The sequence below is a fragment of the Paenibacillus senegalimassiliensis genome (assembly GCF_001486585.1).
Lineage (GTDB): Bacteria > Bacillota > Bacilli > Paenibacillales > Paenibacillaceae > Fontibacillus > Fontibacillus senegalimassiliensis.
In genome coordinates, this window is the sequence record NZ_LN909046.1 from 360580 (window position 1) to 384335 (window position 23756).

The 23756-nt window shown below is 52.8% G+C and carries 18 protein-coding genes; 17 read left to right on the forward strand and 1 reads right to left on the reverse strand.

From position 1 onward, the window contains the following. Nucleotides 1–107 precede the first annotated feature (107 nt). The 7 genes from BN3279_RS15655 (at nucleotide 108) to BN3279_RS15680 (ending at nucleotide 5111) form a co-directional block, all read left to right on the forward strand. The gene (locus BN3279_RS15655; protein ID WP_059052114.1) at nucleotides 108–425 is read left to right on the forward strand and encodes a hypothetical protein; all 318 of its coding nucleotides are present in this window, start codon (nucleotides 108–110) and stop codon (nucleotides 423–425) included. 26 nt (nucleotides 426–451) lie between these two features. Then, entirely contained in the window at nucleotides 452–625 is a 174-nt protein-coding gene (locus BN3279_RS23825; RefSeq protein WP_157686459.1) for a hypothetical protein, read from the forward strand. Nucleotides 626–743: 118 nt separating this feature from the next. Next, the gene (prmA, locus tag BN3279_RS15660) at nucleotides 744–1709 is read left to right on the forward strand and encodes a 50S ribosomal protein L11 methyltransferase (RefSeq protein WP_059052115.1); all 966 of its coding nucleotides are present in this window, start codon (nucleotides 744–746) and stop codon (nucleotides 1707–1709) included. A gap of 6 nt (nucleotides 1710–1715) precedes the next feature. Beyond that, nucleotides 1716–2405 (forward strand): site-2 protease family protein, encoded by a 690-nt coding sequence (locus BN3279_RS15665; RefSeq protein ID WP_059052116.1) that lies wholly within the window; start codon nucleotides 1716–1718, stop codon nucleotides 2403–2405. 32 nt (nucleotides 2406–2437) lie between these two features. Next, the gene (locus BN3279_RS15670; RefSeq protein ID WP_059052117.1) at nucleotides 2438–3199 is read left to right on the forward strand and encodes a 16S rRNA (uracil(1498)-N(3))-methyltransferase; all 762 of its coding nucleotides are present in this window, start codon (nucleotides 2438–2440) and stop codon (nucleotides 3197–3199) included. A gap of 3 nt (nucleotides 3200–3202) precedes the next feature. Beyond that, on the forward strand, nucleotides 3203–4546 hold the full coding sequence (mtaB, locus tag BN3279_RS15675; RefSeq protein ID WP_059052118.1) for a tRNA (N(6)-L-threonylcarbamoyladenosine(37)-C(2))-methylthiotransferase MtaB: 1344 nt from the start codon (nucleotides 3203–3205) through the stop codon (nucleotides 4544–4546). 127 nt (nucleotides 4547–4673) lie between these two features. Next, nucleotides 4674–5111, forward strand: coding sequence for an NUDIX hydrolase (locus BN3279_RS15680; RefSeq protein ID WP_059052119.1), 438 nt, complete (start codon nucleotides 4674–4676; stop codon nucleotides 5109–5111). Here BN3279_RS15680 and BN3279_RS15685 read toward each other — a convergent pair. Beyond that, nucleotides 5102–6118 (reverse strand): Na/Pi cotransporter family protein, encoded by a 1017-nt coding sequence (locus BN3279_RS15685; protein ID WP_059052120.1) that lies wholly within the window; start codon nucleotides 6116–6118, stop codon nucleotides 5102–5104. The genes BN3279_RS15680 and BN3279_RS15685 overlap by 10 nt on opposite strands. Before the next feature lie 328 nt (nucleotides 6119–6446). Between BN3279_RS15685 and BN3279_RS15690 the strand changes: the two genes are divergently transcribed. The 10 genes from BN3279_RS15690 to yqfD all read left to right on the forward strand — a co-directional run bounded on the left by BN3279_RS15690 (nucleotide 6447) and on the right by yqfD (nucleotide 23756). Continuing rightward, the gene (locus BN3279_RS15690; protein WP_059052121.1) at nucleotides 6447–7820 is read left to right on the forward strand and encodes a class I SAM-dependent rRNA methyltransferase; all 1374 of its coding nucleotides are present in this window, start codon (nucleotides 6447–6449) and stop codon (nucleotides 7818–7820) included. Between the two features lie 149 nt (nucleotides 7821–7969). Continuing rightward, entirely contained in the window at nucleotides 7970–11500 is a 3531-nt protein-coding gene (gene addB / locus BN3279_RS15695; RefSeq protein ID WP_059052122.1) for a helicase-exonuclease AddAB subunit AddB, read from the forward strand. Next, nucleotides 11497–15483 carry a helicase-exonuclease AddAB subunit AddA gene (gene addA, locus BN3279_RS15700; RefSeq protein ID WP_059052123.1) on the forward strand — a complete coding sequence of 1329 codons (3987 nt, stop codon included), beginning with the start codon at nucleotides 11497–11499 and terminating at the stop codon, nucleotides 15481–15483. Before addB ends, addA begins: the two co-directional genes overlap by 4 nt. Before the next feature lie 29 nt (nucleotides 15484–15512). Next, nucleotides 15513–16703 (forward strand): exonuclease SbcCD subunit D, encoded by a 1191-nt coding sequence (locus BN3279_RS15705; protein WP_059052124.1) that lies wholly within the window; start codon nucleotides 15513–15515, stop codon nucleotides 16701–16703. Beyond that, nucleotides 16700–19807 carry an AAA family ATPase gene (locus tag BN3279_RS15710; protein WP_082673101.1) on the forward strand — a complete coding sequence of 1036 codons (3108 nt, stop codon included), beginning with the start codon at nucleotides 16700–16702 and terminating at the stop codon, nucleotides 19805–19807. The genes BN3279_RS15705 and BN3279_RS15710 overlap by 4 nt, the downstream gene beginning before the upstream one ends. 1224 nt (nucleotides 19808–21031) lie before the next feature. Further along, nucleotides 21032–21397: a histidine triad nucleotide-binding protein gene (locus BN3279_RS15715; protein ID WP_059052125.1), complete on the forward strand. Its 366-nt coding sequence runs from the start codon at nucleotides 21032–21034 to the stop codon at nucleotides 21395–21397. A gap of 132 nt (nucleotides 21398–21529) precedes the next feature. After that, complete coding sequence (rpsU, locus tag BN3279_RS15720; RefSeq protein WP_005547957.1) at nucleotides 21530–21703, forward strand: 30S ribosomal protein S21; 174 nt, start codon at nucleotides 21530–21532, stop codon at nucleotides 21701–21703. 16 nt (nucleotides 21704–21719) lie between these two features. Further along, nucleotides 21720–22163 carry a GatB/YqeY domain-containing protein gene (locus BN3279_RS15725; protein ID WP_059052126.1) on the forward strand — a complete coding sequence of 148 codons (444 nt, stop codon included), beginning with the start codon at nucleotides 21720–21722 and terminating at the stop codon, nucleotides 22161–22163. 120 nt (nucleotides 22164–22283) lie between these two features. Beyond that, nucleotides 22284–22571 (forward strand): sporulation protein YqfC, encoded by a 288-nt coding sequence (gene yqfC, locus BN3279_RS15730; RefSeq protein ID WP_059052127.1) that lies wholly within the window; start codon nucleotides 22284–22286, stop codon nucleotides 22569–22571. Nucleotides 22572–22574: 3 nt separating this feature from the next. After that, nucleotides 22575–23756 (forward strand): sporulation protein YqfD, encoded by a 1182-nt coding sequence (gene yqfD, locus BN3279_RS15735; protein WP_059052128.1) that lies wholly within the window; start codon nucleotides 22575–22577, stop codon nucleotides 23754–23756.

Consider the following 23756-nt stretch of genomic DNA (forward strand, 5'->3'; position numbering starts at 1 on the left):
TGTGAGTTCATAAAGTATAAAGGTACTGCACAGGCTGCATCCTATCAACGTAGCGGACTGTACTGTACGCAGTCCCATGAAGCCCCAAGGAAGGCAGGGAGGTTAGCGTGACCGAAAAGAACATACTCGCTTATTTCAAAAGCCCGGAGGAAGCGGAGGGCGTTGCCCGTAAATTGAGCACTCTGAGGGTAGCAGATTTGTCTATTGACCGTTTTCGGCGGTACGATGCCGAGGCGGGGAATTCAGCCGGAATTACCCATTTTACGGCTGGAATTGTGGAGACAATGGATTCGGCCGTAAGCGGACTCAGTCATGGTGGGGAGGGTGGCCCAAACGGGCGTGATATTTTACTCACGGTAGTCGTGCGTGATGCGATTCATCCTCAAGCCCTTCGTATTATTGAGGAAGCTGGGGGCATGGTATAAATACTGATCGGAAGGAGGGGAGCAGTATGAGCCGTGAGGAACGACGTAATCGCCAGGTGGAGACTAACCTGGACAAGCCGTTTGCAGATTATGACAGGGACCCTGAAGCTCTGGAAGATCTTGCGAATTATGAGGATTGGGAGACGCTGGAGCGTGACGAGCGGACGGAAGCACAGAAGCGCGAGCGGTTGAAGCTGTAGCTGACTAATATAAGGCGGAGGAACCGGAGTCCCGGTTGCCTCCGCCTTGCTTTGTCACTATCTTCATTCTATAGTACAATAAATCTTATGCATGTAAGTCAAGGAGGAAAAACATACAATGATTTGGAAAGAAATAACTATACATACAACGGAAGAAGCCGTCGAAATGATTTCGAATTTCCTGCATGAAGCGGGAGCAGGTGGAGTCACCATCGAGGAACATGTCGATAACAATAAACCGCGGGATACCTCGCTTGGACAATGGTTCGAAATTCCGCCAAACGATATTCCCGAAGGAGAGGCCAAAATTAGCGGCTACTTCCCGGAAGGACTTAACATTGAAGAGGTCGTTCAAGAGGTACGCAACCGGATCGAAGAGCTTAAGGGATATGATATTGACCCTGGGGCTGCAGAAATCTCCGTTCGCGATGTCAGCGAAGATGACTGGGCGAACAACTGGAAGCAATATTTCAAGCCGCTACGCGTGTCGGAACGGCTGACCATTAAGCCAACTTGGGAGGATTATACCCCCGAAGCAGGTGAGCAAATCATCGAGCTTGATCCGGGAATGGCCTTTGGGACAGGCGCTCACCCTACGACCTCCCTTTGCTTGCGCACGTTGGAGAGCGTCATTCGTGAGGGAGACGAAGTGATTGACGTGGGTACAGGTTCCGGTATTTTGGCAATTGGTGCCTGTCGCTTGGGAGCATCACGAGTGCTTGCGCTGGACCTGGACCCTGTAGCTGTATCCAGTGCCACGGAGAACACCCGGCTGAACAAGCTGGAAGAACATATTCAGGTTGTAGAAAGCGATTTGTTGTCTGTCATTAAGGGAGAAGGTAGTGCAAGCGTTACGGTACAGTTGCCGGTTCGCGTCGTAGTTGCCAATATTTTGGCCGAAATTATTTTGCTCTTTATTGATGATGTATACCAAGCTCTGACGCCTGGGGGCTATTATATTGCCTCCGGCATTTATAAAAATAAGGAACAAGCCGTAGAAGAAGCGCTAATTGCCGCGGGTTTTGAATTGGAACAGACCGCCCGGGAAGAAGATTGGGTAGCTTTTGTGGCGAGAAAGAGGTAACCAGCCATGGATTTTTTGGATCGCATATTGCAGGTCCCGTTGCACGAGCTTCCTTTTTACCTGATTACTCTGGTCATTGCCTTCACACTGCATGAATTCTCCCATGCGTATTTTGCCAATAAATTTGGAGATCCTACGGCCAAGCTGCTGGGCCGAGTAACCTTGAACCCCGTTGTGCACTTTGACTTTTTTGGGATTGTACTGCTGCTAATTGCCGGTTTTGGCTGGGCTCGTCCGGTTCCTGTCAATCGTGAGAATTTCAGCAATCCCCGCTTGATGGGGGCTATTGTATCGGTAGCTGGTCCGCTCAGCAACTTGCTGCTGGGTGTTCTTGGGACGTTGATCTATGTGATGCTGGCCAGGTTTGGTGTGCTTGATAGTATAAGCAATGAAAGATTGCTGCAAGCGATTTTAATTTTCTTTAATCTGTTTACGGTTCTGAACTTTTTCTTGTTCTTGTTCAATCTTATTCCATTGCCTCCTCTTGACGGCTATCGGTTGTTAGAGGATTTAGCACCGCGTTCGGTGCAGGGCAGATTGCATCAATATGAGACATGGTCGATGCTGATTTTCCTGCTGATCTTGTTTATTCCTGTATTGCGAGCGTACACCATCACGCCGTTGTACCAAGCGGCCCAGACGATGTATTTTCAATTTGCCCATTTTTTCCTGATTCTGTTCGGGGGCTATTCGTAGGACTAAACATTGTAGAGTAAGGGTGGATGAAGATGCAGCGATACTTTGTGGAACCGGAACAATTTGACGGGCAAAATGTAATCATCAACGGCGAGGATGCCCGTCATATCGGGCGAGTCATGCGTTCCAAACCGGGAGATAAATTAATAGTAAGCGATGGCGTGTCCCGTGAGGTCCTGGTAGAAATTAAGACGATAGAATCTCATGAAGTTACGGCAGAGATTCTGGATGTCTTGCCTTCCTCAGGCGAGCCTTGGCTGCAAGTGACAGTAGCGCAAAGCTTGCCAAAGGGTGACAAGATGGAGATCGTCATCCAGAAATGCACGGAAATTGGCGCCTCGCGTTTTCTTCCGTTTCTTTCGGCACGAACGGTAGTGCAGTACGATAGCAAGAAGGAAGAGAAACGTCTCAGTCGCTGGCAGAAAATCGCCAAGGAAGCGGCAGAACAGGCGCATCGCAGTAAAATCCCTCGGGTAGAGGGGCCCGTAAAATGGAATGAGCTGCTTGCTGCATTCAAAGGGTATGATTTGGTATGCTTATGTTATGAGAAAGAGGATGGCCGCGCCTTACGGGAGGTCTTGAGGCCGCTGGTAGCGGAACTGGATACTGAACAAACTTACAATATCGTTGTTGTAGTGGGTCCAGAGGGCGGTTTTAGCGAAGAAGAGGTTCAGGCAGCGGAGGCTGCCGGGGCCAAATCTGTTGGTTTGGGCCGGCGTATTCTACGCACGGAGACAGCAGCGATGGCTGCACTAACTTGCATCATGTATGAATCTGGAGAAATGGGGGGATAAGCGATGCCAAAAGTCGCTTTTTACACCTTGGGCTGTAAAGTGAATTTCTATGATACCGAAGCCATTTGGCAATTATTTAAAAATGAAGGTTATGAGCAGGTGGATTTTGAGCAGTCTGCTGCGGATGTCTATCTGATTAATACTTGTACTGTAACCAATACGGGGGATAAAAAGAGCCGCCAGATTATTCGACGTGCCGTGCGTCGCAACCCGGATGCCATCGTAGCGGTGACAGGCTGTTACGCACAAACCTCCCCGGCGGAAATCCTTGATATTCCCGGTGTTGACCTTGTCATCGGGACTCAGGACCGTGAGAAGATTATTCCTTATGTTAAAGAAATTCAAGATCAGCGTAAGCCGATTAATGCTGTGCGCAATATTATGAAGACGCGCGAGTTTGAGGAACTGGATGTGCCGGATTTTGCTGACCATACCCGTGCGTTCCTCAAAATTCAGGAGGGCTGCAACAACTTTTGCACTTTCTGCATCATTCCTTGGTCACGGGGCCTATCCCGTAGCCGGGAGCCGCAGAGCGTTGTGAAGCAAGCGCGTCAGTTGGTGGCTGCTGGATATAAAGAGATCGTGCTGACGGGTATTCACACTGGCGGGTATGGGGATGACTTGGAGAATTACCGTCTAGCAGACCTGCTGTGGGAATTGGACAAGGTAGAAGGACTGGGTCGCATCCGTATCAGTTCTATTGAAGCTAGCCAAATTGACGAACGTATGCTTGAGGTGCTGAAGGGCTCTGCCAAGATGTGCCGTCATTTTCATATTCCGCTGCAAGCTGGCAGCAATGAAGTGCTCAAACGGATGAGAAGAAAATATACCATAGAGGAATTTGAACAGAAAATAGCCATGATTCGCAAGTTCATGCCGGATGTAGCCATCACAACCGATGTTATTGTTGGCTTCCCTGGAGAGACTGACGAGTTATTCCGTGAGGGCTTTGAAGCCATTAAGCGTATCGGCTTCTCCGAGATGCACGTGTTCCCTTATTCCAAGCGGACCGGCACGCCCGCAGCCCGGATGGAGGATCAGGTGGATGAAGAGGTCAAGCATGCCCGTGTGCATGAATTGATCGATTTGTCAGAGCAAATGCAACTAGCCTATGCCGAGCAATTTGTGGGTCAGGTACTCGACGTTATCCCCGAGAATGATGAAAAGGGGACTTCGGGCGATGGCCTTGTGACTGGTTTTAGCGATAATTACTTGCAGGTTCGATTCCCGGGAACTTCTGCATTGACCGGGAAAATATGCCGGGTCAAGCTGACCAAGGCAGATATTAATACAAGTGAAGGCGAACTTGTCCGTGTTCTGGACAAGGCTACTGAAGCCTTGGCTTAATAAGGTTTGCCCGCTTCCCCGGGCATGACAAGGATTTCAGCCCAAGCTGAAATCCTTGTTGTTACATATATGTTGATGCTTTTTACGCCCAGCCAGCGTTCTTACTACTGAAGGAGGTACAGCCAGAATGTCATTCAAAGAAATCTCTGCGGGGGGCGTTGTCTATCGCATCGAGAATAACCGGATGCAAGTTCAGCTCATTACCGACCGATATGGGAAAATTTCGTTCCCGAAAGGAAAGCAGGAAGCGGGAGAAACCGTAGAGCAGACAGCGCTTCGCGAAATATTGGAGGAGACCGGTATCGTAGGCAAAATCGATGAACTGATCGATATCATCCCTTATACTTATCACCATCCTCAGCTTGGCAGTGTAGATAAGGAAGTGCATTATTACCTCGTGAAGTGGCAAAGCGGTGCCTTGTGCCCTCAACTAGAAGAGATTCGTAGTGTGTCCTGGTACGAGCCGCAGGAGGCGTGGCGCCAGCAATGTAAGGCAGGGTACGACAACAATGACTTTATTTTGGAGAAGGCGTTAAGGCTACTGGGCATCGAACCTCAGGTCTGATGGGCGTTACCGGGGCCAAACTTGGGGGAGCCTTGACGAGGGGAATCTAGTCTGGACCAAATGGGCAGATAGCAAATGGGTAAGGCAAGCAGGGAGCAGACGACATTGAAGATGGTCTGCGTGTGAGCAATTTGTGCTGCAAGATCACTGGTCAGCCAGCTAGCCGCCGTTTCCAATAGAGGTATCAGTGGAAGGAACAAGATGGCTCCAAGCACATTCAAGATGACGTGTGACCAGGCAACAAACCGGCCGGACCGGGTTCCTCCGATCGCCGCAATCAAGGCGGTGAGGCAGGTGCCTACATTGGAGCCGATCACGATGGCGATGCCGAACTCGATCGGCAACACGCCGCCGGCTGCAAGTCCCATGGTCATGGCGACAACGGCTGCGCTGCTGTGGATGATGGCTGTAAGTATGGCCCCTGCCAGCGCACCCCAGAGTACATTGCCAGTGGCATGCGTTAGCAGCCAGGAAATGATACCTCGTTCCTCCAGCGCGGGACCAATGGATTGCATCATGCGGATTGCAACCATAACCAGGCTGAAGCCAGCGCCGGCCAAAGCCCCATATTGTAAAGGCAGCAGAAATGGAAGCTTGCGCTTGAGGTAGGAGGGCAACATGTCCTCGGCAAGCACGGCTGCCGCCCACAATATTAGCGATATAATCAGCATGGGAGCACCGTGGCGTGTCAGGTTCAAGGCGATGAGCTCTGTTGTCAGACAGGTGCCGATGTTGCCCCCAAGAATAATCCCTAGTGTACGAGCATAGGAGAGGAGCCCGGCGTTGACAAGTCCAATGGTCATCACCGTGACGGCGGTGCTGCTCTGAAGCAGGGCCGTAATCAACGTACCGGAGACAAGTCCGGTCCAGGGAGTGCGAGTCGTCCGGTGCAGGAAGGCGATCAGCTTGGGACCAGCCCAGGCATGCAGAGCAGATTCCATGATTTTCATGCCAAGCAGGAATAGGACCAGACCCCATGTCACGGGCAACCAGATTTCCTGAAACATGGCAGCGCGGCCCCCTTTCCTTGAAAATGTGTACAAGTTACATATATGATGCCGGGACAACGATCATACCTGAGTCGTCCCGCATGAAGAAATAGCTATAATAGTGCGAGTTCAAAAAGTCGGGTTAGCAGGACCAAGAAGGTTGGATGAAGTCAGGGACTGAGTAGCGGAGCGTAGACAGATCTACGTGAGCAACGGAAGGCCCGGCTGAATTCAAGATTCGACGCCCGAATTTACTCCTCGAATTGCTTCGTTCTGGGAAGACGATTTTTTGAACAACCTCTAATAGTTATCCGAATTTACAATCTTGTTTAGGAGTGAGTGATGAATGGCAACGGTCGTATTGCAGCGCAGCCGGAAGAAACGATTGGAGAAGGGACATCCCTGGGTATTCAAAAATGAGATTGAGACGGTAGAGGGGGAGCCTGTACCTGGTGGACTTGTCGAGATTATGGATCATCGGCGGCGTTATCTGGCAACGGGATACTATAATCCGGCCTCGCAGATTACGGTACGGGTCGTATCCTATACGCCATTAACGGAGATGGATACGTCCTTTTTTGTCCGCCGCTTTACCGAATGTCTCAAGCACCGGGAACGTTTCGTCAATGAATCTTCCTACCGGCTTGTCTATGGGGAGGCTGACTTTCTGCCCGGACTGATTGTAGACAAATTTGGTGATGTACTGGTGGTGCAATTGCTGACCTTGGGCATGGACCGTTGCCGTGAGCAAATTGTCACCGCGCTTACCGAGGTGCTGCGGCCGGTGGGGATTTATGAGCGCAGTGATGTCTCTGTAAGGCAAATGGAAGGGCTGGAACAGGTGAAGGGTGCCATTTATGGTGAACCTCCCCGCTATGTAACTGTAACGGAGAACGGATTGCAGATCGAGGTGGATATAGAGCAAGGGCAGAAGACGGGGTATTTCTTCGATCAAAGAGAGAATCGGGCCTCCATACGGCCGCTTATGACCGGTTGGGGGGCCAGAAGTGGCATTACACTGCAAGAGATCGCTAACGAGCAGGGCGAGGTAAGGCATGTACCTGTGAACCGTAAGGGCAAAGAAGTAGGCTTCCCATATTGGGACGGCGCCACGGTGCTGGAATGCTTCTCGCATACAGGAAGCTTTACACTGCACGCCTGTGAGTATGGGGCCAAGAAGGTCACTTGCCTGGATATTTCCGAACATGCCATTGAAAGTGCCAAGCGCAATGTGGAGTTGAATGATTTTACCGATCGCGTGGAGTTCGTTGTGGCGGATGCCTTTGAGTATTTACGGAGTCAAGTCAAGGGCGTGGAAGAACGCCAGCTTAGAGCAGCAGGTACATCCAAGGTAGATACCTCCGTACCATTGACGGCTGGAGGAGGGCAGACCTGGGATGTTGTCATTCTTGATCCTCCAGCCTTCGCGAAGACGAAGACGGCAGTCAAAGGAGCGGTTCGCGGCTACAAGGATATTAATCTTCATGGGATGAAGCTGGTAAATGAGGGAGGCTATCTGGTCACGGCCAGTTGCTCCTATCACATGCGTCCCGACTTGTTCCTGGAGACCATTCTGGATGCGGCCGAGGATGCCGGCAAAGTGCTTCGACTTGTGGAATGGCGGGCCGCCGGAAAAGACCATCCGCAAATTCTGGGGGTAGACGAAGGACATTATTTGAAGTTTGCTATCTTCGAAGTTCGCAGTAAGAACGCTTATTGATATATGGCTGCAAAGGGTCCGTCCTCGCGAGAATGAATGCGGGACGGGCTTTTTTTGGATGAGATCAGCCATTGTAAGGGATGCGAATGTTTGATCGCATCTGTGCTATACTGGGAACGAAAGAATTGTCCGTTGCAGGAGGTTATTCCATGTCCTTACATTTCATAATTGGCCGCGCTGGCAGTGGCAAAAGCAGCTTGATTCTGTCCCGGGTAGCGGAGGAGCTTAAAGCGGACCCGACCGGTCCACCGCTTATTATTTTGACACCGGAGCAAGGTACCTTCCAAATTGAGCAGCAAATTGCCGGAGCCTCTGGCTTGCCTGGAACCGTGCGTACACAGGTGCTGGGTTTTCGTCGTTTGGCGTTGCGTGTTATGCAGGAGACTGGCGGTTCGGCGCTCGTGCCTATTCATGATGAAGGCAAGAAAATGCTACTGTACAAGCTGCTGCGGAGGCACCGTGATAACCTGAGGTTGTTTGGACAAGGTGGCGACCAGTTTGGCCTTATTGAACGAATCGCTGGTTTATATACGGAGATGAAGAAATACAACGTGGATTTTGCCGATTTATCCGGGTTTGAGACTGTTCTTGAAAGCCGGGTGGACGAATCACCGTTACTTATAGATAAAATGCATGACCTGGCCCTCCTGTTCGCCGAATTCGATATGGAATTGTCCAAGCTGTACATCGACAATGAGGATCATGTCGTTAAGTTGGCTCAGGGAGCGCCGGAATCGGCCTATTTACGCGGAGCTAAAATCTGGATTGATGGTTTCCATACCTTTACACCTCAGGAATACACGGCCATCGTTGCCCTGCTGAAGGCTTCGGCTTCGGTAACGGTATCGCTGACTTTGGATCGTCCCTATGATGATGGCAACTTACCTCAGGAGTTGAATTTGTTCCATACTCCTGCGGCGGCTTATGTGAAGCTACGCCAGTTGGCGCAGGAAGCAGGAATTGATGTTGCTGCAGCGGAATTGCTGGATCAGCGTCCATACCCCCGGTTTCAGCGCAGCGAGACGCTGGAGTTCCTGGAATCCGCCTATGAGCGGCGAACCCCGTGGGGTCATGCGGAGCCGCCAAAGGACTTGAGCCGCGCATTATCCATTCACCGGGCCGACGGCCGCCGTGCTGAAGTGGAAGGGGCGGTACGGGAAATGGTTCGTCTGGCGCGGGAAGAAGGGGTACGCTGGCGGGAGATGGGTCTGCTGGTGCGCCGCCTTGAGGATTATGATCAACTGATTGCGCCGATGATGGAAGAATACGAAGTTCCCTTTTTTCTCGACCAAAAAACGAGCATGCTGCATCACCCGCTTATTGAATTTATTCGCTCGGCTTTGGATGTTGTGCTGGGCTTCTGGAAATATGATGACGTATTCCGTTGCATCAAGAGTGAATTTCTACTGCCCCTGGATGGCAGCCTTACTCGTGAGGATATGGACGTCCTGGAGAATTATGTGCTTGCCAGTGGTATTCAAGGCTATCGCTGGTTCGATGGACGGCCCTGGAAGGGGGCTCCAAGCCTGTCACTGGAGCAGGGAGAGGCGGCGGCTTCCGGCAAGGCACAGGAGCAGCTGGATTTGCTGGAACGCTGCCGATCTACGGTGGTCGCCCCGCTATACGAGTTTGAGAAGCGGTTGAAGCAGGCTGCTACAGCCACCGAGATGTGTGCGGCGGTATATCAGCTCCTGGTAGATGCGGAAGCGGCTCAGCATCTTGACCTTCTGGCGCATCGGTTGCTCCAAAGCGGACAACCACGTCAGGCGATGGAACACCGCCAGTTGTGGGGATCGGTACTTGACTTGCTCGATCAGATCGCAGAAATGATGGGGGACGAGCGTCTGGAGCCGGAGCTATTCGCCGGAGTGCTGGAGACAGGCATGAAGGGACTCAAGCTGGCACTTGTACCGCCTTCGCTGGACCAGGTGCTGGTCGGTAGCACGGACCGCACGCGGTCAGGAAGCATCAAGCATTTATTCCTTCTGGGCATTAATGAAGGGGTGATGCCAGCCGGGCTTCAGGAGGAAGGTCTGCTCAGCGAGCAGGAGAAGCAGCGGCTGTCCGAAGTTGGCCTGGAGCTGGCTCCGGGACTGACACGGGATCTGCTGGATGAGCGCTTCCTGATCTACGGAGCGCTGACGGGAGCTAGTGACTCTCTTTGGCTGAGCTACGCGATATCTGATGGAGAAGGTGGAGCCTTGCTGCCGTCGGAAGTGATTCGGCAGGTAAAGCGGATTTTCCCACTTTCTGCTGTAAAGGAGCAGATGATAGGCTCTTCTCCCTTTGGGGGAACAGATAAGGAGGAGCTTGCCTTTGTTGCCAAGCCTGGGCCTGCCCTGGCTACCTTGATCAGGCAACTACGCCGCTGGAGATCAGGCGAATCGATATCGCCGCTATGGTGGCATGTGCTGGAGTGGTACAAGGATAAGCCCGAGTGGGAGAGCCGGGCGGTACGACTGGTAGGTTCGCTGAATTACCGCAACCGGGTGCGTGGGCTTACCCCGGCTACGAGTCGCAAGCTATATGGCAAACGGCTACGTACCAGTGTATCGCGCATGGAGCAATTTTCGGCCTGCCCGTTCGCGCATTTTGCTTCCCATGGCTTGAAGCTGAAGGAAAGACAGCTATACCGGCTGAAGGCGCCGGATATCGGTCAACTGTTCCATGCTGCACTTAGCCAGATGGCCATTAACTTTCGGGAGCAGAACCTCAGTTGGGGAAGTCTGACTCCGGAGGAAGTGCTGCGTGAAGCCGATGCGGCGGTGGATGATTTGGCTCCAAAGCTGCAAGGGGAAATATTGCTGAGCTCCAAGCGTTATGGCTACATCTCTCGCAAGCTGAAAAATATCGTGGGCCGGGCCTCGTTGATTCTCGGTGAGCAGGCGCGTCGCGGTAGCTTTGAACCCATTGGCCTCGAATTGGATTTTGGGCCGGGCCGTCCGCTGCCGCCACTGATCTTTGAGCTGCCTAACGGTTGCGTAATGGAGATTGTAGGCCGGATTGACCGAGTGGATGTGGCCGAGGGCGAAGATGGCTTGCTCCTGCGGGTTATTGACTATAAATCAAGCCAGACTGATCTCAAGTTGCATGAGGTCTATTACGGTCTGTCCTTGCAAATGCTGACGTACCTGGACGTGCTTGTTTCCTCGGCAGAGGAATGGCTGGGCGAAAGTGCCTTGCCGGCGGGAACATTGTATTTTCACGTGCACAATCCGCTACTGCAAAGCAGCAACGGGATGAGCTCTGAACAAGCCCGGCAGGAGCTGCTGAAGCGCTTCAAAATGAAGGGGCTGCTTCTTGCGGACCGTGAGGTCATTGCCAAGATGGACAGCAGCCTGGAGAAGGGCCATTCAGAAATTTTACCCGTGGCTATTAAGGCCGATGGCGGCTTTTATAGCAGCGCATCGGTAGCCACGCCTGAGCAGTGGAAGACATTGCTTACTACGGTGCGCCATACGATTGCTGATATCGGTACGCGTATCACAGATGGCGATGTACAAATAGCTCCTTATCGCTTGGGGCTGGAGACAGCTTGCGCCTTCTGTCCCTACAAGCCGGTATGCCGCTTTGAAGAATCGCTTGAGGGCAGCTCGTACCACGTGTTGAACAAACCCGGCAAACAGGAAATATGGCAACTTCTTGGTGAAGATGACGGAAAGGAGACCAATCCATCATGAGCATGACGATGAAACCAAAACCTCAGGGCAGCTATTGGAGTGACGACCAGTGGCGCGCTATTGCTTTATCTGGGGGAGACATGCTGGTGGCCGCTGCGGCAGGCTCGGGCAAAACCGCTGTATTGGTTGAGCGCATTATCCGCAAATTGACGGACCGCGAGCGGCCGCTAAGCGTAGATCGGTTGCTCGTGGCTACGTTCACCAAAGCAGCCGCTGCCGAGATGCGAGGGCGGATTACGGAGGCGCTGGAGAAGGAGCTTTCCAAGGACCCAGGTGATGAATATGTAAGTCGTCAATTGGCCATGTTGGGCCGGGCTTCGATTACTACACTTCATTCGTTCTGTATGGAGGTTATTCAGCGTTACTATACTCTCATTCCTCTCGATCCGGGCTTCCGCATCGCAGCCGAGAATGAAACGGCCTTGCTGCGTCAAGAGGTGCTTGAACAATTGCTGGAGGACAAATACGGTGGCGAGCCGGCAGACAGTCCCTTCTGGGCTCTGGTCGATCTGTTTGGAGGAGAGCGGAGCGATGAAGCCGTGTTTGCGCTGATTCAGCGTCTGTATGATTTTGCTCGCAGCCATCCATGGCCAGAGGACTGGCTTCGCCAGTCGGCAGAGGCTTTTATGCTGCCTGATGTCTCTGCCCTGGAGCAGAGCGGATGGGTAGCTGGTATCCTGGCAGATACAGCCTTGTCCCTGAATGGGGCATATAGCCTGCTCTCTCAAGCGAAACTGGTAGCTCTATCACCAGGAGGGCCGGAACCCTATGCCATAACGCTGGAACAAGATATGCAAATGGTGCAAACACTCCGGGATGCCGTTCATGCGGGGTCCTGGACTTCCCTATACACGGAGTTTCAAGCGGCGCAGTTTGGCAAGCTGAAGCCTTGCAAGAAGGATCAGACCGATCCGGAGATGCAAGAGAGGGTCAAAGCGATGCGCGAAGAAGCGAAGAAGACCGTAGCGGATTTGCGGGTTCAATTGTACAGTCGGCCTGCGGAGGTATTCTTGCAGGAGATGCATGCGATGGCTCCGTTACTTACGAGCTTGTCTGCACTCGTTATTGAGTTTGGAGAACGGTATCGCCTGCACAAGGCGGCGAAGGGTTGGCTGGATTTCTCCGACCTGGAGCACTATTGTCTGAAAATTCTGCGTCATCCCGATTCCGTTCCTGGCGAGCTGCGGCCATCCGATGCGGCTATGGAATACCGGCAGCAGTTTGAAGAGGTACTGCTCGATGAATATCAGGATACGAACACTGTGCAGGAAAATATCGTACGTCTGATTTCCCGAACCGGTCCGGGGAACCGCTTTATGGTTGGCGATGTGAAGCAAAGCATTTATCGGTTTCGCTTGGCCGAGCCAGGCTTGTTTCAGGCAAAATATCAGACTTACGGTGAAGATTTTGCTGGTGAAGGACTACGTATCGACCTGGCTCGGAACTTCCGCAGCCGCCGTGAAGTGGTGGATGCGGTTAATTTGTTATTCCGTCAAATCATGAATGAAAGTGTGGCGGAAATCTCTTACGATGCCCGGGCGGAACTGGTATATGGGGAAGGCTTCCTGCCAAACACGACAGAGGATTACCGTCCAGAATTACTGCTGGTGGATCGGGATACGGGTGGCACTGGTGAAGAAGGCCGGGATGCCGGGAGCAGCAGTGATTATGCTGATGAGGAAGGCTCGGGGGCTGACAGTGAGGATGAGACTGCCTTGCTTGAGGCGGTGAAGCTGGAGGCACGGGCCATAGCCTCGCGCATTCGCGGGATGCTGGGTGAGGGCGGCGAGCCCTTGCATATTTATGACAAGCAAGCCGAAGTCATGCGTCCGGTGGCCTACCGGGACATGGTCATTTTGCTAAGATCAACGATGACCTGGGCTCCGGCAATTATTGAGGAACTGCGGCTTATGGGGATTCCCGCTTACGGGGAATTGAGCCAGGGATATTTCCAGGCATCTGAAGTGGAAACGATCTTATCCTTGCTGCAAGTCATTGATAATCCATTGCAGGATATTCCACTAGCAGGGGTACTTCGCTCACCCTTATATGATTTTTCTGAAGAAGAACTAGCCGATATCCGTCTGGCAGCTCCTAGCGGCAGATACTATGAAGCGGTGCTGGCCCGTTCAGAAAGAGGAACAGCCTATTCTGGCAGCGAACCGGAACAGGAGGAATTGAACTCGTTACCCGAAGCGCCTGCGGACAAGCTGGGTATTCGCTTGCAGACTTTTCTGGAGCAGCTACACGCTTGGCGTACGATGGCCAGGGAGGGCGAACTGGTCAGCCTGATACGTGATATTTACCGGCAAACTGGCTACCCCGAATGGGTTGGCGGCTTGCCTGGGGGAAGCCAGCGGCAGAGCAATCTGCTGGCTTTGCTGGATCGGGCAAGGCAATATGAGGTGTCCGCCGCTGCACCGGGGCTGTTCCGCTTCCTGCGGTACGTCAATCGTTTGCGTGAGAACGGGGGCGACTTCGGGGCTGCATCCGCTGCGGGAGAGCAGGGAGACGGGATACGAATTATGACCATCCACAAGAGTAAAGGACTGGAGTTCCCAGTTGTGTTTGTGGCAGGCTTGTCCAGACAGTTCAATCGTCAGGACTTGAACGCTCCCTTTTTGATGCATAAGGAAATGGGGTTTGGTCCCAAATTTGTGGATGCGGATACTCGTGTAAGCTATCCTACTTTACCAAATCTGGCGATTCGGAAGCGGGCGCAGATGGAGCTTCTGGCCGAAGAAATGCGGGTGCTATACGTGGCATTGACCCGTCCGAAAGATAAGCTGGTGCTTGTGTCCTCGGTGAAAAGTTTATTGCGCTCCATTCAATCGTGGGCCAGTGTGCTGCAAGATGAAGATATGCAACTGCCTGACTATGTGCTGGCGAGAGGACGTTGTTATCTGGACTGGATAGGTCCGTCCCTGATTCGGCACCGGAGTGCTGCTGAGTTGCGCCGGTTTGCGGGATTACCAGAGATGGCTTCCTCCGTACTTGCAGACAGTCCTTCAGACTGGCACATCGCTTTTCTATCTTCACGTGATGCGGGGCGGACGAGCGGGACGGAAGCCGTGGCGCCAACCGCTGAGCATGCCGGTTTTGATCCGGCGCAGCTTCAGGCGTTCTTGACCGGTCAGCCATCGGTTATGTTGCCGCAAGCTCCTGGGACAGCCGGGTTGGGTACACAGGTAGCAGATCGGTTGGGCTGGAGCTATCCTTATGAGACTGCCAGCCGTATTGCTGCGAAGACGACCGTAACCGAGATGAAGGCATTGCTGACCATGCAGGAGGAGCCTGCTCATGATGCTATGGCCCAGGTGGAATTGCAACAGCAATTGAGTAGAGAGGAAGCATCGGGCGAGCCTGAGCTTACCCTCCATCTACGCCGCCCGCGCTTCATGGAGCAGCGCAAGCTTACCCCAAGCGAACGAGGGACGGCTTACCATACATTGATGCAGCATCTGCCCTTTGATGAGGGAGAAGCAGAAGATATCGTCCAGGCCACCTTGAATCGCCTGATTGAACGGCAAATCATGACTACGGAGCAAGTCGCTGCTATTGATAGGACAGCGATTGCGGAGCTGCTGCAAAGCCCGCTCGGTCAGTTATTACGCCGGGCAGATTGGGTGAAGCGAGAGCTCCCGTTCAGCTACGGCTTACCAGCAGCGGAAGCGACGCCTCAATTAGGAGGATTGGTTACGGAGAATACGAATGATTCAGCGTTTGAAGCTCGGCAACTGGCAGGGGAAACCGTGCTGATTCAGGGGATTGTCGACTGCTTGTTCTCCGTGGATGGGAAGCTCTTTTTGCTGGATTACAAGAGTGATCGTGTACTGGAGCATCGTGGCGGCGTAGCCGCGCTGACGGAAATGTATCGTTTCCAGCTTGAACTGTACGCGAGGGCGGTCGGACAAATTACGGGCCTTACTATAGATGAGAAATGGCTGTATTTCTTTGATAGCGGTGCAGCCGTTCGGTTATAGAAGTGTGGTCTTGAGGGGAGAGGAAAATCATGCGGATATTGCATACAGGTGATTGGCATCTGGGACGTACGCTCGAAGGGCGCAGCCGTCTGGCCGAACAGGAGCAGTTCCTGGATGAACTGGTGCAGATCGTAAGGGAACAGCAGATCGATCTTGTGCTGATGGCGGGAGACGTGTATGACAGCGTCAACCCTCCGGCGGCAGCGGAAGCCTTGTTCTATGATGCAGCAGCCAGATTGACCAATGCGGGAGGGCATCTGGCGGTGATTGCTGGCAATCACGATCAACCGGAACGGGTATCGGCGGTATCGCCGCTCGTATTCCGGCAGGGCATCTCGCTGGTGGGATTACCAACCGCTGAGCCGTTACGAATTCCCGTGGCACGAACCGGGGAGTTGGCCGTCATTGCTGCCTTGCCCTATCCCTCGGAGGCCAGACTAGCGGAGGTATTAGCGGGGGACGAGGATGAATCCGGCCTGAGACTGGCCTATAGCGCCAAGGTGGGTAAGCTGATGCAGGAGATGTCCCGGGCATTTCGCCCGGATACAGTCAATTTGACAATGAGCCATATTTACGTTCTGGGGGGACTTGAGTCGGATTCCGAACGTCCAATCCAAGTGGGAGGGGCGTATACGGTTGATCCTTCGGCGTTAGATGCAGGGGCCCAATATACTGCACTCGGCCATCTCCATCGGCCACAAGCCGTGAAGGGGGCAGGCCTTGCGAGATACAGCGGCTCTCCGCTCGCTTACTCCTTCTCCGAAGCGGGACAAGCCAAATCGGTGATGCTGCTGGATATTCAGCCGGGGCGAGAGCCTCGGCTTGAAGAGCTGTTCTTACGCAGCGGACGGCCGCTTGTTCGCTGGAATTGCCGGGGCGGTCTGGAGGAAGCGTACCACTGGCTTGCGGAAGGGCGAGATGCCGAGGCATTTATTGACCTTGAGCTTAGCTTGAGCGAGGCGATGTCTCTGGGTGACATTCAAGCGCTTCGCAAGGCACATGAAGGAATCGTACATATTCGTCCGGTATACCCGGGACGGGATGCCGAGGAAACATTCGTATCCCGGGCGGGAATGCCGGTGTCGGAGTTGTTCCGTAAGTTCTATCAACGGCAGACCGGTGGAGCTGAGCCCGAAGCGGAATTGGTAGAGTTGTTTATGTCGCTGGTGTCTGAGGACAATGAGGACGAGGCTTCTGAGGAAGGAGTGGACCGGGGATGAAGCCGATTACGTTAAAATTATCGGGATTACAGAGCTACCGGGAGTTACAGACGATCGATTTCACTGAACTCTGTGAGACAGGACTGTTCGGTATCTTCGGCCCTACAGGAAGTGGCAAATCCACCATTCTGGACGCGCTTACGCTGGCCCTCTATGGTAAGGTGGGCCGTGCCTCCGGCGGCACGCAAGGAATTATGAACCACGCGGAAGATAGCTTGTTTGTGTCCTTCACCTTTGAGCTCACTTCGGCGGCCGGGGTGGAGTGTTACCGGGTGGAGCGGCGTTTTAAACGACAAAGCGAATTGACGGTAAGCAATACGATTAGCCGCTTTATTGAAGTTATGCCGGAGGGCGAGAAGGTGCTGGCCGATAAGCTTGCTGATGTGACGCGTTATGTCGAGCAGAAGATCGGACTGAAGATGGATGACTTTACGCGGGCGGTCGTGCTTCCGCAAGGCAAGTTCGCTGAATTTTTATCCCTAAAGGGAGCCGAACGGCGCGCTATGTTACAGCGGCTGTTCCATCTGGAGCAATACGGTGACCTGCTTGCGCAGAAGCTGTCGCGGCGCGTGAAGGAGACCGAGCAGCGCCGGGCGGAAGCAGCAGCCGAGCAGCAGGGGCTTGGCCATGCCTCGGCAGAGGCGCTGGAGCCGGAGGCCGATGCTCTGGCCGCTACGCAGGCGCTGGAGCAGAGCGAACCCGAGCTGCTCGTGAAGCTGGAGCAGTTGGAGCAGGCCCGTGGCCTGCAAGCGGAAGCGGAAGGACTGGCTGCCGAGGTACGGCAGTTGGCCGGGCGACGCGAGGAAGGCGTGCGCCAGCGGCTTGCTCTGACGGAGCAGACGGCGAAGGAAGAGGAGCTTCTCGGCAAGGCGAAGGGCCTTCAACGTGAACTGGAACAGCAATTACAGGGAGCGGTTGTCAAGTCTGAGGAGCGGGAGCTTAGACAAGCGGCAGTTCAACATGCGCAGCGACTCACAGGACTTCAGGAGCAGTGGGCCAAGGCGGCTGCGGAGGAGACACAGAGCCGCTTGAGAGCGAAGGAGACAGACGACAGGCTGGCACGTGTCGTGAAGGATACGCAGCGGGCTCAGGATGCTATGGAGGCCCTGAGTCGACAGATAGTTGTTGCTGAGCAGCAGCTTGCCCAGTTAGAAGAACTGCTGGTCGCTCGATTACGGGAATGGACTACGCATGAAGCCGCGTTGCGTCAGACGTTGAAAGCACAGGAACGCCTGCTATGGTCGTCACGGCTGGCGGAAGAACTGGCCGAAGGCGAGCCTTGTCCTGTGTGCGGCTCAGCGCATCATCCTGTCCTTGCCGGACAGGCGCAAGGACTGCACCAAATCGGGGAGAACGAGTTGGAGGAATGGACGGCCCTGATCTCCGGTTGCCGGGATCTTCTCCTGGTCGTATCCCGTGATCGGGAGAATTGCCAGGGATTGCTTGATTCCCTCGCTGTCAATATGGGCGAAAAGGATGGAGGAAAGCCACAGGCATCTTCCGCTGGCGAAGTTGAAGTGGCAGCAACCCTGGCCCCCTCATCGTTGGAATTAGCCGGATTGCCAGTGACCGAACTGCGTCAGCAGACCGAGGAGTATGCCGGTCAGCATGAGGCCGTGCGCCATCAATTAGTGGCTTTGCAGCTTGAAGCACGCGAGGCTCTAAGTGCGTTCTCGGCCTTGCAGCCGGAGCGTGCTGCTGCTGAAGCGGCTGTAGCCACAGCTAGCGAGCTTCTGGAGCAGGCGGTTCAGCGCAGCGCAGGGTTTGAGTCAGCCCTGGTTCAGGGGCGCCAGGAATGGGAGGGCTTATTCCCCGGAATCATGCCGGACGAAGCATCACGTCATCTGGAGGAGCTGTCGGCCAAGGATCGGTTGGCTGAGCAACTTCGGCAACGCCTGGATGCCAGTATTCCTTACCTTGAAGAGAGAGCAGCCAAACTGCAAGCGCTGGCCCAGGAAGCGATAGAACTGGATAAGCAACTGGTCCAATGGGAGGCACAGGAACAGGGCAAGGGTGAACTGCTGCGTGAGAAGCAAGAACGGCTGCATGTTTGGGCTGGAGAACGTCCGGTTGAGGCGCAACTTGCTGAAGCCAAGGATCGGCTCTCAGAACTGCGACGCAAGGTAGAGACTACACGCCACCAGCAGGCCACAGCGGTAGCTGAAAGCCATGAACGGGCCAAAGTGGAGGCCCTTGCCCTTCAGGCGGCATTAACGGCCAAGGAGCAAGCTGAGCAGCTTGAGACTCGCTGGCTGAGCGAGCTTGAAGCCTCACCGTTTGCGGTGAAGGATGAGGTATTGGAGAGCCTGCTTGCTCCCGGCGAAGCCGAGCAACTGGGGGAAAAGGTTCAGCATCACCGGCGTAGAGAACAAGAACTGGTATTGTCAATCAGCGAACTGGATGCCAAGCTGCAAGGACAGACACTTGGCAGCGAACAGTGGCAAGCGAGTGTGGATGCATTGACTGCTGCCAAGCAGTTGGACGAGACAGCCCTGCAACTCCAGGCGCGCACGGAGCGAGACTGGGAGGAGTTGCAGGTTCGCCACATCCGCTGGCAAGAGTTGGAGCAACGGCGGGGCGAGCTGGAGCGGGAATCTGGCCTACTAGGCAAACTGCAATCTTCGCTGCGCGGCAATGCCTTCGTCGAATATGTGGCCGAAGAGCAATTGATGAATGTTAGCCATGCGGCTTCCCAGCGCCTACGCTCCTTGACGAAGCAGCGCTATGCACTGGAGACAGATTCCGGAGGCGGGTTTGTGATTCGTGATGATGCCAATGGGGGAGTAAAACGCCCGGTGGCTACTTTGTCGGGCGGCGAGACGTTCTTGACCTCGCTAGCGTTGGCCTTGGCTTTATCCGCCCAAATTCAGCTTCGCGGTCAGTATCCGCTGCAATTCTTCTTCCTGGACGAAGGGTTCGGTACGCTGGACCCCGAATTATTGGATACTGTCATTACCTCTCTGGAGCATTTGCATCACGACCATCTGTCCGTGGGCATCATCAGCCATGTAGCTGAACTGCGATCCAGGCTGGCGCGCAAGCTGATTGTGATTCCGGCGGATAGTGGAGGCGCTGGCTCACGCATCGAAACAGAACGGTTGTAGAGGTAGTTCAAAAAGTCAACTTCCCAGGACGAAGCTGCTCAAGGAGTAAATTCGGCATCGAATCTCGAATTCACCCGGGACTTCCGTTGCTCACGTACCCACTACGTACGCTCCGCTACTCAGTCCCTAGCTTCATCCAAGCTTCTCGGTCCTGAAAACCTGACTTTTTGAACAATTATTGAAGAGGTAGTTCAAAAAGTCATCTTTCCAGGACGAGGCTGCTCAAGGAGTAAATTCGGCACGAATCTCGAATTCACCCGGGCCTTCCGTTGCTCACGTACCCACTACGTACGCTCCGCTACTCAGTCCCTAGCTTCATCCAAGCTTCTCGGTCCTGAAAATCCGACTTTTTGAACATATATTGAAGAGGTAGTTCAAAAAGCCAACTTTTGATCACGAAGTGGCTCAGGAAGGGATTTCGACATCGAATCTTGAATTCAGTCGGGCCTAGTATATGCTTCCGTTAACAGGAAATCCTCCCTCTAATTCGCCTATATCCGCCCAAATTCCCTATTTAGCGGGAAATTCTCCTGTTAATTTTGAGATTTTTCCCAGCAATAGACGATTCTATCAAGATTAGCAGGAGGAAATCCCTATAAGCCCCGCTTTGTGCCGGATTTAAGCGGTTTAACGGGAGTTTTTACCTATAATCAGAAAAGGGAAGCTTGGATAGGCCTCGGGGAAACGCGATCTCTAGTTCATTGACCCTACGTGAGTTTGATTATCCGCTCTCGCTAACGGTCAACCGCTCATTTTTAGAATTGAGCCGAAACATTTGAGTTGCTAACGTACCCCTGCTTCCGAAGTTGTTTTCTCCGAATACGTGTAGCTCAGCTACTGACGTCCCTGGCTTTAGCGTGGCTCAAGCGTTTTGAAAAAACGCACCTCGGAAGCATAGGCTTGGTTTCTGAAAACCTGACTTTTTGAACAGGTACTTGTAATAAGCTGAAAATAGATTCTTGGGGGTGATGTATATCACAGATACAGTATCACCCCCCTGTTATACTACAGTTAGCCGACATCATATTTTGCAAGCACCCCGCCGGACGTATTGGTTACAGAGAGCTATGCTTGATTTTCCGTCCAATACGTCCGTGCGATCAGCCAACTCATTTTTGAGGCGGCAGGGTGCTTCTTTTTTTTGTCTTTTTTCGGTATCATACGAGTAGTGGTGTTGGGGCGTGTCTGAGAACGCTCTAGTAACAGAACTAGGAGGACTTTCTCATGGATAACTGTTTGTTTTGCAAAATTATCGAAGGAACCATTCCATCCAACAAGGTTTACGAGGATGAGCGTTTTTTGGCATTTCATGATATTCAGCCGGCTGCACCGACTCATGTATTGATCATTCCCAAGAAGCATATCGGGTCGATGAATGAGGTTGCTCCCGAGGATTTTGTCCTCATCGGGGAGATGCATCGAATTGCCCAGGACCTGGCTGGAAAGCTGGGAATCGCGGAGAGTGGGTACCGTCTTATCAATAACTGCGGACCTGATAGTGGACAAGCGGTACAGCATATTCATTATCACTTGCTAGGAGGCGCCAAGCTTGGTGCCTTGGTACAGTCCTCAAATTCGCACGCATTATGAATGATTGCTAGAGAAATTGGAAGAGAAAAAACCGGGCGCCCAGGTTGACACGTTATTTCCCTTTCCCCTATAATGAAGTTTGATGAACCGTGTTATGCTCTTGGACGGTCTGGTCGGAGGGAGGGAAAACTGGTGTCTGAAACTAAAGTTCGCAAAAACGAGACAATTGATGCTGCACTTCGTCGCTTTAAACGTTCCATCGCGAAAGATGGAGTATTGGCTGAGGTGAAGAAACGCAAGCATTATGAAAAGCCAAGCGTTAAGCGCAAGAAAAAGTCCGAGGCTGCTCGTAAGAGAAAGTTTTAGGAGGATTTAGTCAACGATGAATCTTAGCGAGCGATTGAACGAAGATATGAAGCAGGCGATGAGGAATCAAGACAAGTTCAAGCTCTCCACCATACGAATGGTTCGTGCTACGATAAAGAATCTTGAAATAGATTTGAAAAGAACTTTGAACGATAACGAAGTGCTTGATATCCTAAGTCGTGAAATCAAACAGCGCAAAGATGCCCTCCAAGAATTTGAAAAAGCGGGTCGTGACGATCTTGCCCAGCAAGTGAAAGCGGAAGCGGAGATTCTTGCGGAATACCTCCCGGAACAGCTTTCTGAAGAAGAAATTAAAGTCATTGTACAGCAGACCATCCAGGAAACCGGTGCTTCTTCTAAAGCCGAAATGGGGAAAGTGATGAGTGCCTTGATGCCTAAGGTCAAAGGCCTGGCGGACGGCAGACTTGTCAATCAGGTAGTTCAGCAACTCCTGCCATAACTCTCACAGATAAACACCTCCTACATTTATGTAGGGGGTGTTTTTTGCTTTGTGCTCCTTTCTCATAAATCTGCGGGACCTCGCATAATTTGTACAGTAGGGGAAGGAGGATTGCCTCATATGAGCCGGTTTGCCCGGAAAATCCGTAAGTGGACGGTCGATGCGCTCGACCTGCCCAGCGATCTCGTATTTGATCTGCCCAGGCTCACCTTAATTGGTGGACGGCAGCTTTACATAGAAAATCATCGCGGCGTGATTCATTTCTCTGCTGAGGTGCTGCAATTGGCGCTGCGTCAAGGGACTTTGGAAGTAGAGGGACAGGACTTGGTAATCAAGGCAATTATGCCCGAAGAGGTAGTCGTAGAAGGCCGAATCTTGGGGATTAAATATCGTGAAACGGAGGAATAACCTGTGAAATCATCCATTCTTTCTTTAGTCCGAGGCGTCGTTACCATCACGGTTCGTGGAGAGTCGCTTGAGGGGTTTGTCAATGAACTGTCCAGGCAAGGGATCGGCGTATGGGATGTCAAGCCTTTGTCTGAAGGGCGGATGGATATGAAGCTTCCGCTTGCTGACTTCTTTCGCTTGCGTCCGCTTCTGAAAAGGACAGGCTGCCGTATGAGAGTACGTCATCGCTCTGGCCTGCCTTTCATGTGGGCCAAGATGTGGAAACGGAAAGGCTTTATCATCGGCTTTGCTCTATTCCTTACGGCTGTGATAGGGTTATCTTCGCTTGTATGGGACGTTGAGGTGAAAGGCAATGAGTTGATCCCTGTCGAGGACGTTCTTCAGGTGGCCAAGCAGGAGGGGGTTTATCCATTTCAATGGATATTCCGCTTGCCTGAGCAGGACAAGCTATCTGCAAGCATGACTCGTAAGCTGCCTGGGGCATCCTGGGTGGGGGTGACGAGAAGTGGTACCCGGATTACGATTCAATTGGTAGAGTCGACAAGACCGAAGGAGCAGGCGCTGCGTAATCCACATCACTTGGTCAGCAAGTATGATGCTGTCATTACGCATATTTATGCGGAGAAGGGGCAACCCGAGGTGGGTAAGAATGATAGGGTCAAGAAAGGCCAGGTGCTTGTATCGGGAATTCAGGGCGGGAAGGCAGTGGTATCCAAAGCGGAGATTCGCGGTCTGGTCTGGCATGAATATAAGATTGAGGTGCCGCTGGTCTATAAGCAAAAGGTATATACGGGCGACCGCAAACAACGCGGTTATTTATATTTTGGCAAAACGGCTGTTCAGTTAACCGGGTATGGCAAGGTGCCCTTTATTCAAGCGGAAACGTTAACCGAAATGGACCCGTTAACCTGGCGCAGCTTCCAACTTCCAATCGGCTGGATGTCGGAAAAGATCCTGGAGACGGCAGAGATGGAGTTGAAGCGTACGGACGAGCAGGCACAGCAGCAGGGAATCGAACGGGTGAAACGCGATATTCTGGCTAAATATGGGGTCGATAGCGTCATTTTGAACCAAAAAATTTTGCATGAGAAGACGGAGAATGGTAAAGTTTATATGAAAGTGCATTTCGAAGTAGAGCAAAATATTGCTGAAGAGGTGCCTATAGTACAAGATCAAGGAGAATGA

Excerpts from the sequence above, each read along its gene's own strand:
- BN3279_RS15690 (WP_059052121.1), top strand. The coding sequence starts at position 6,447 with ATGGCAACGGTCGTATTGCAGCGCAGCCGGAAGAAACGATTGGAGAAG.
- BN3279_RS15715 (WP_059052125.1), top strand. The coding sequence starts at position 21,032 with ATGGATAACTGTTTGTTTTGCAAAATTATCGAAGGAACCATTCCATCC.
- BN3279_RS15685 (WP_059052120.1), bottom strand. The coding sequence starts at position 6,118 with ATGTTTCAGGAAATCTGGTTGCCCGTGACATGGGGTCTGGTCCTATTC.
- mtaB (WP_059052118.1), top strand. The coding sequence starts at position 3,203 with ATGCCAAAAGTCGCTTTTTACACCTTGGGCTGTAAAGTGAATTTCTAT.
- addA (WP_059052123.1), top strand. The coding sequence starts at position 11,497 with ATGAGCATGACGATGAAACCAAAACCTCAGGGCAGCTATTGGAGTGAC.
- BN3279_RS15725 (WP_059052126.1), top strand. The coding sequence starts at position 21,720 with ATGAATCTTAGCGAGCGATTGAACGAAGATATGAAGCAGGCGATGAGG.
- BN3279_RS15665 (WP_059052116.1), top strand. The coding sequence starts at position 1,716 with ATGGATTTTTTGGATCGCATATTGCAGGTCCCGTTGCACGAGCTTCCT.
- BN3279_RS15705 (WP_059052124.1), top strand. The coding sequence starts at position 15,513 with ATGCGGATATTGCATACAGGTGATTGGCATCTGGGACGTACGCTCGAA.
- yqfC (WP_059052127.1), top strand. The coding sequence starts at position 22,284 with ATGAGCCGGTTTGCCCGGAAAATCCGTAAGTGGACGGTCGATGCGCTC.
- BN3279_RS15710 (WP_082673101.1), top strand. The coding sequence starts at position 16,700 with ATGAAGCCGATTACGTTAAAATTATCGGGATTACAGAGCTACCGGGAG.
- BN3279_RS15670 (WP_059052117.1), top strand. The coding sequence starts at position 2,438 with ATGCAGCGATACTTTGTGGAACCGGAACAATTTGACGGGCAAAATGTA.
- BN3279_RS15680 (WP_059052119.1), top strand. The coding sequence starts at position 4,674 with ATGTCATTCAAAGAAATCTCTGCGGGGGGCGTTGTCTATCGCATCGAG.
- addB (WP_059052122.1), top strand. The coding sequence starts at position 7,970 with ATGTCCTTACATTTCATAATTGGCCGCGCTGGCAGTGGCAAAAGCAGC.
- prmA (WP_059052115.1), top strand. The coding sequence starts at position 744 with ATGATTTGGAAAGAAATAACTATACATACAACGGAAGAAGCCGTCGAA.
- BN3279_RS23825 (WP_157686459.1), top strand. The coding sequence starts at position 452 with ATGAGCCGTGAGGAACGACGTAATCGCCAGGTGGAGACTAACCTGGAC.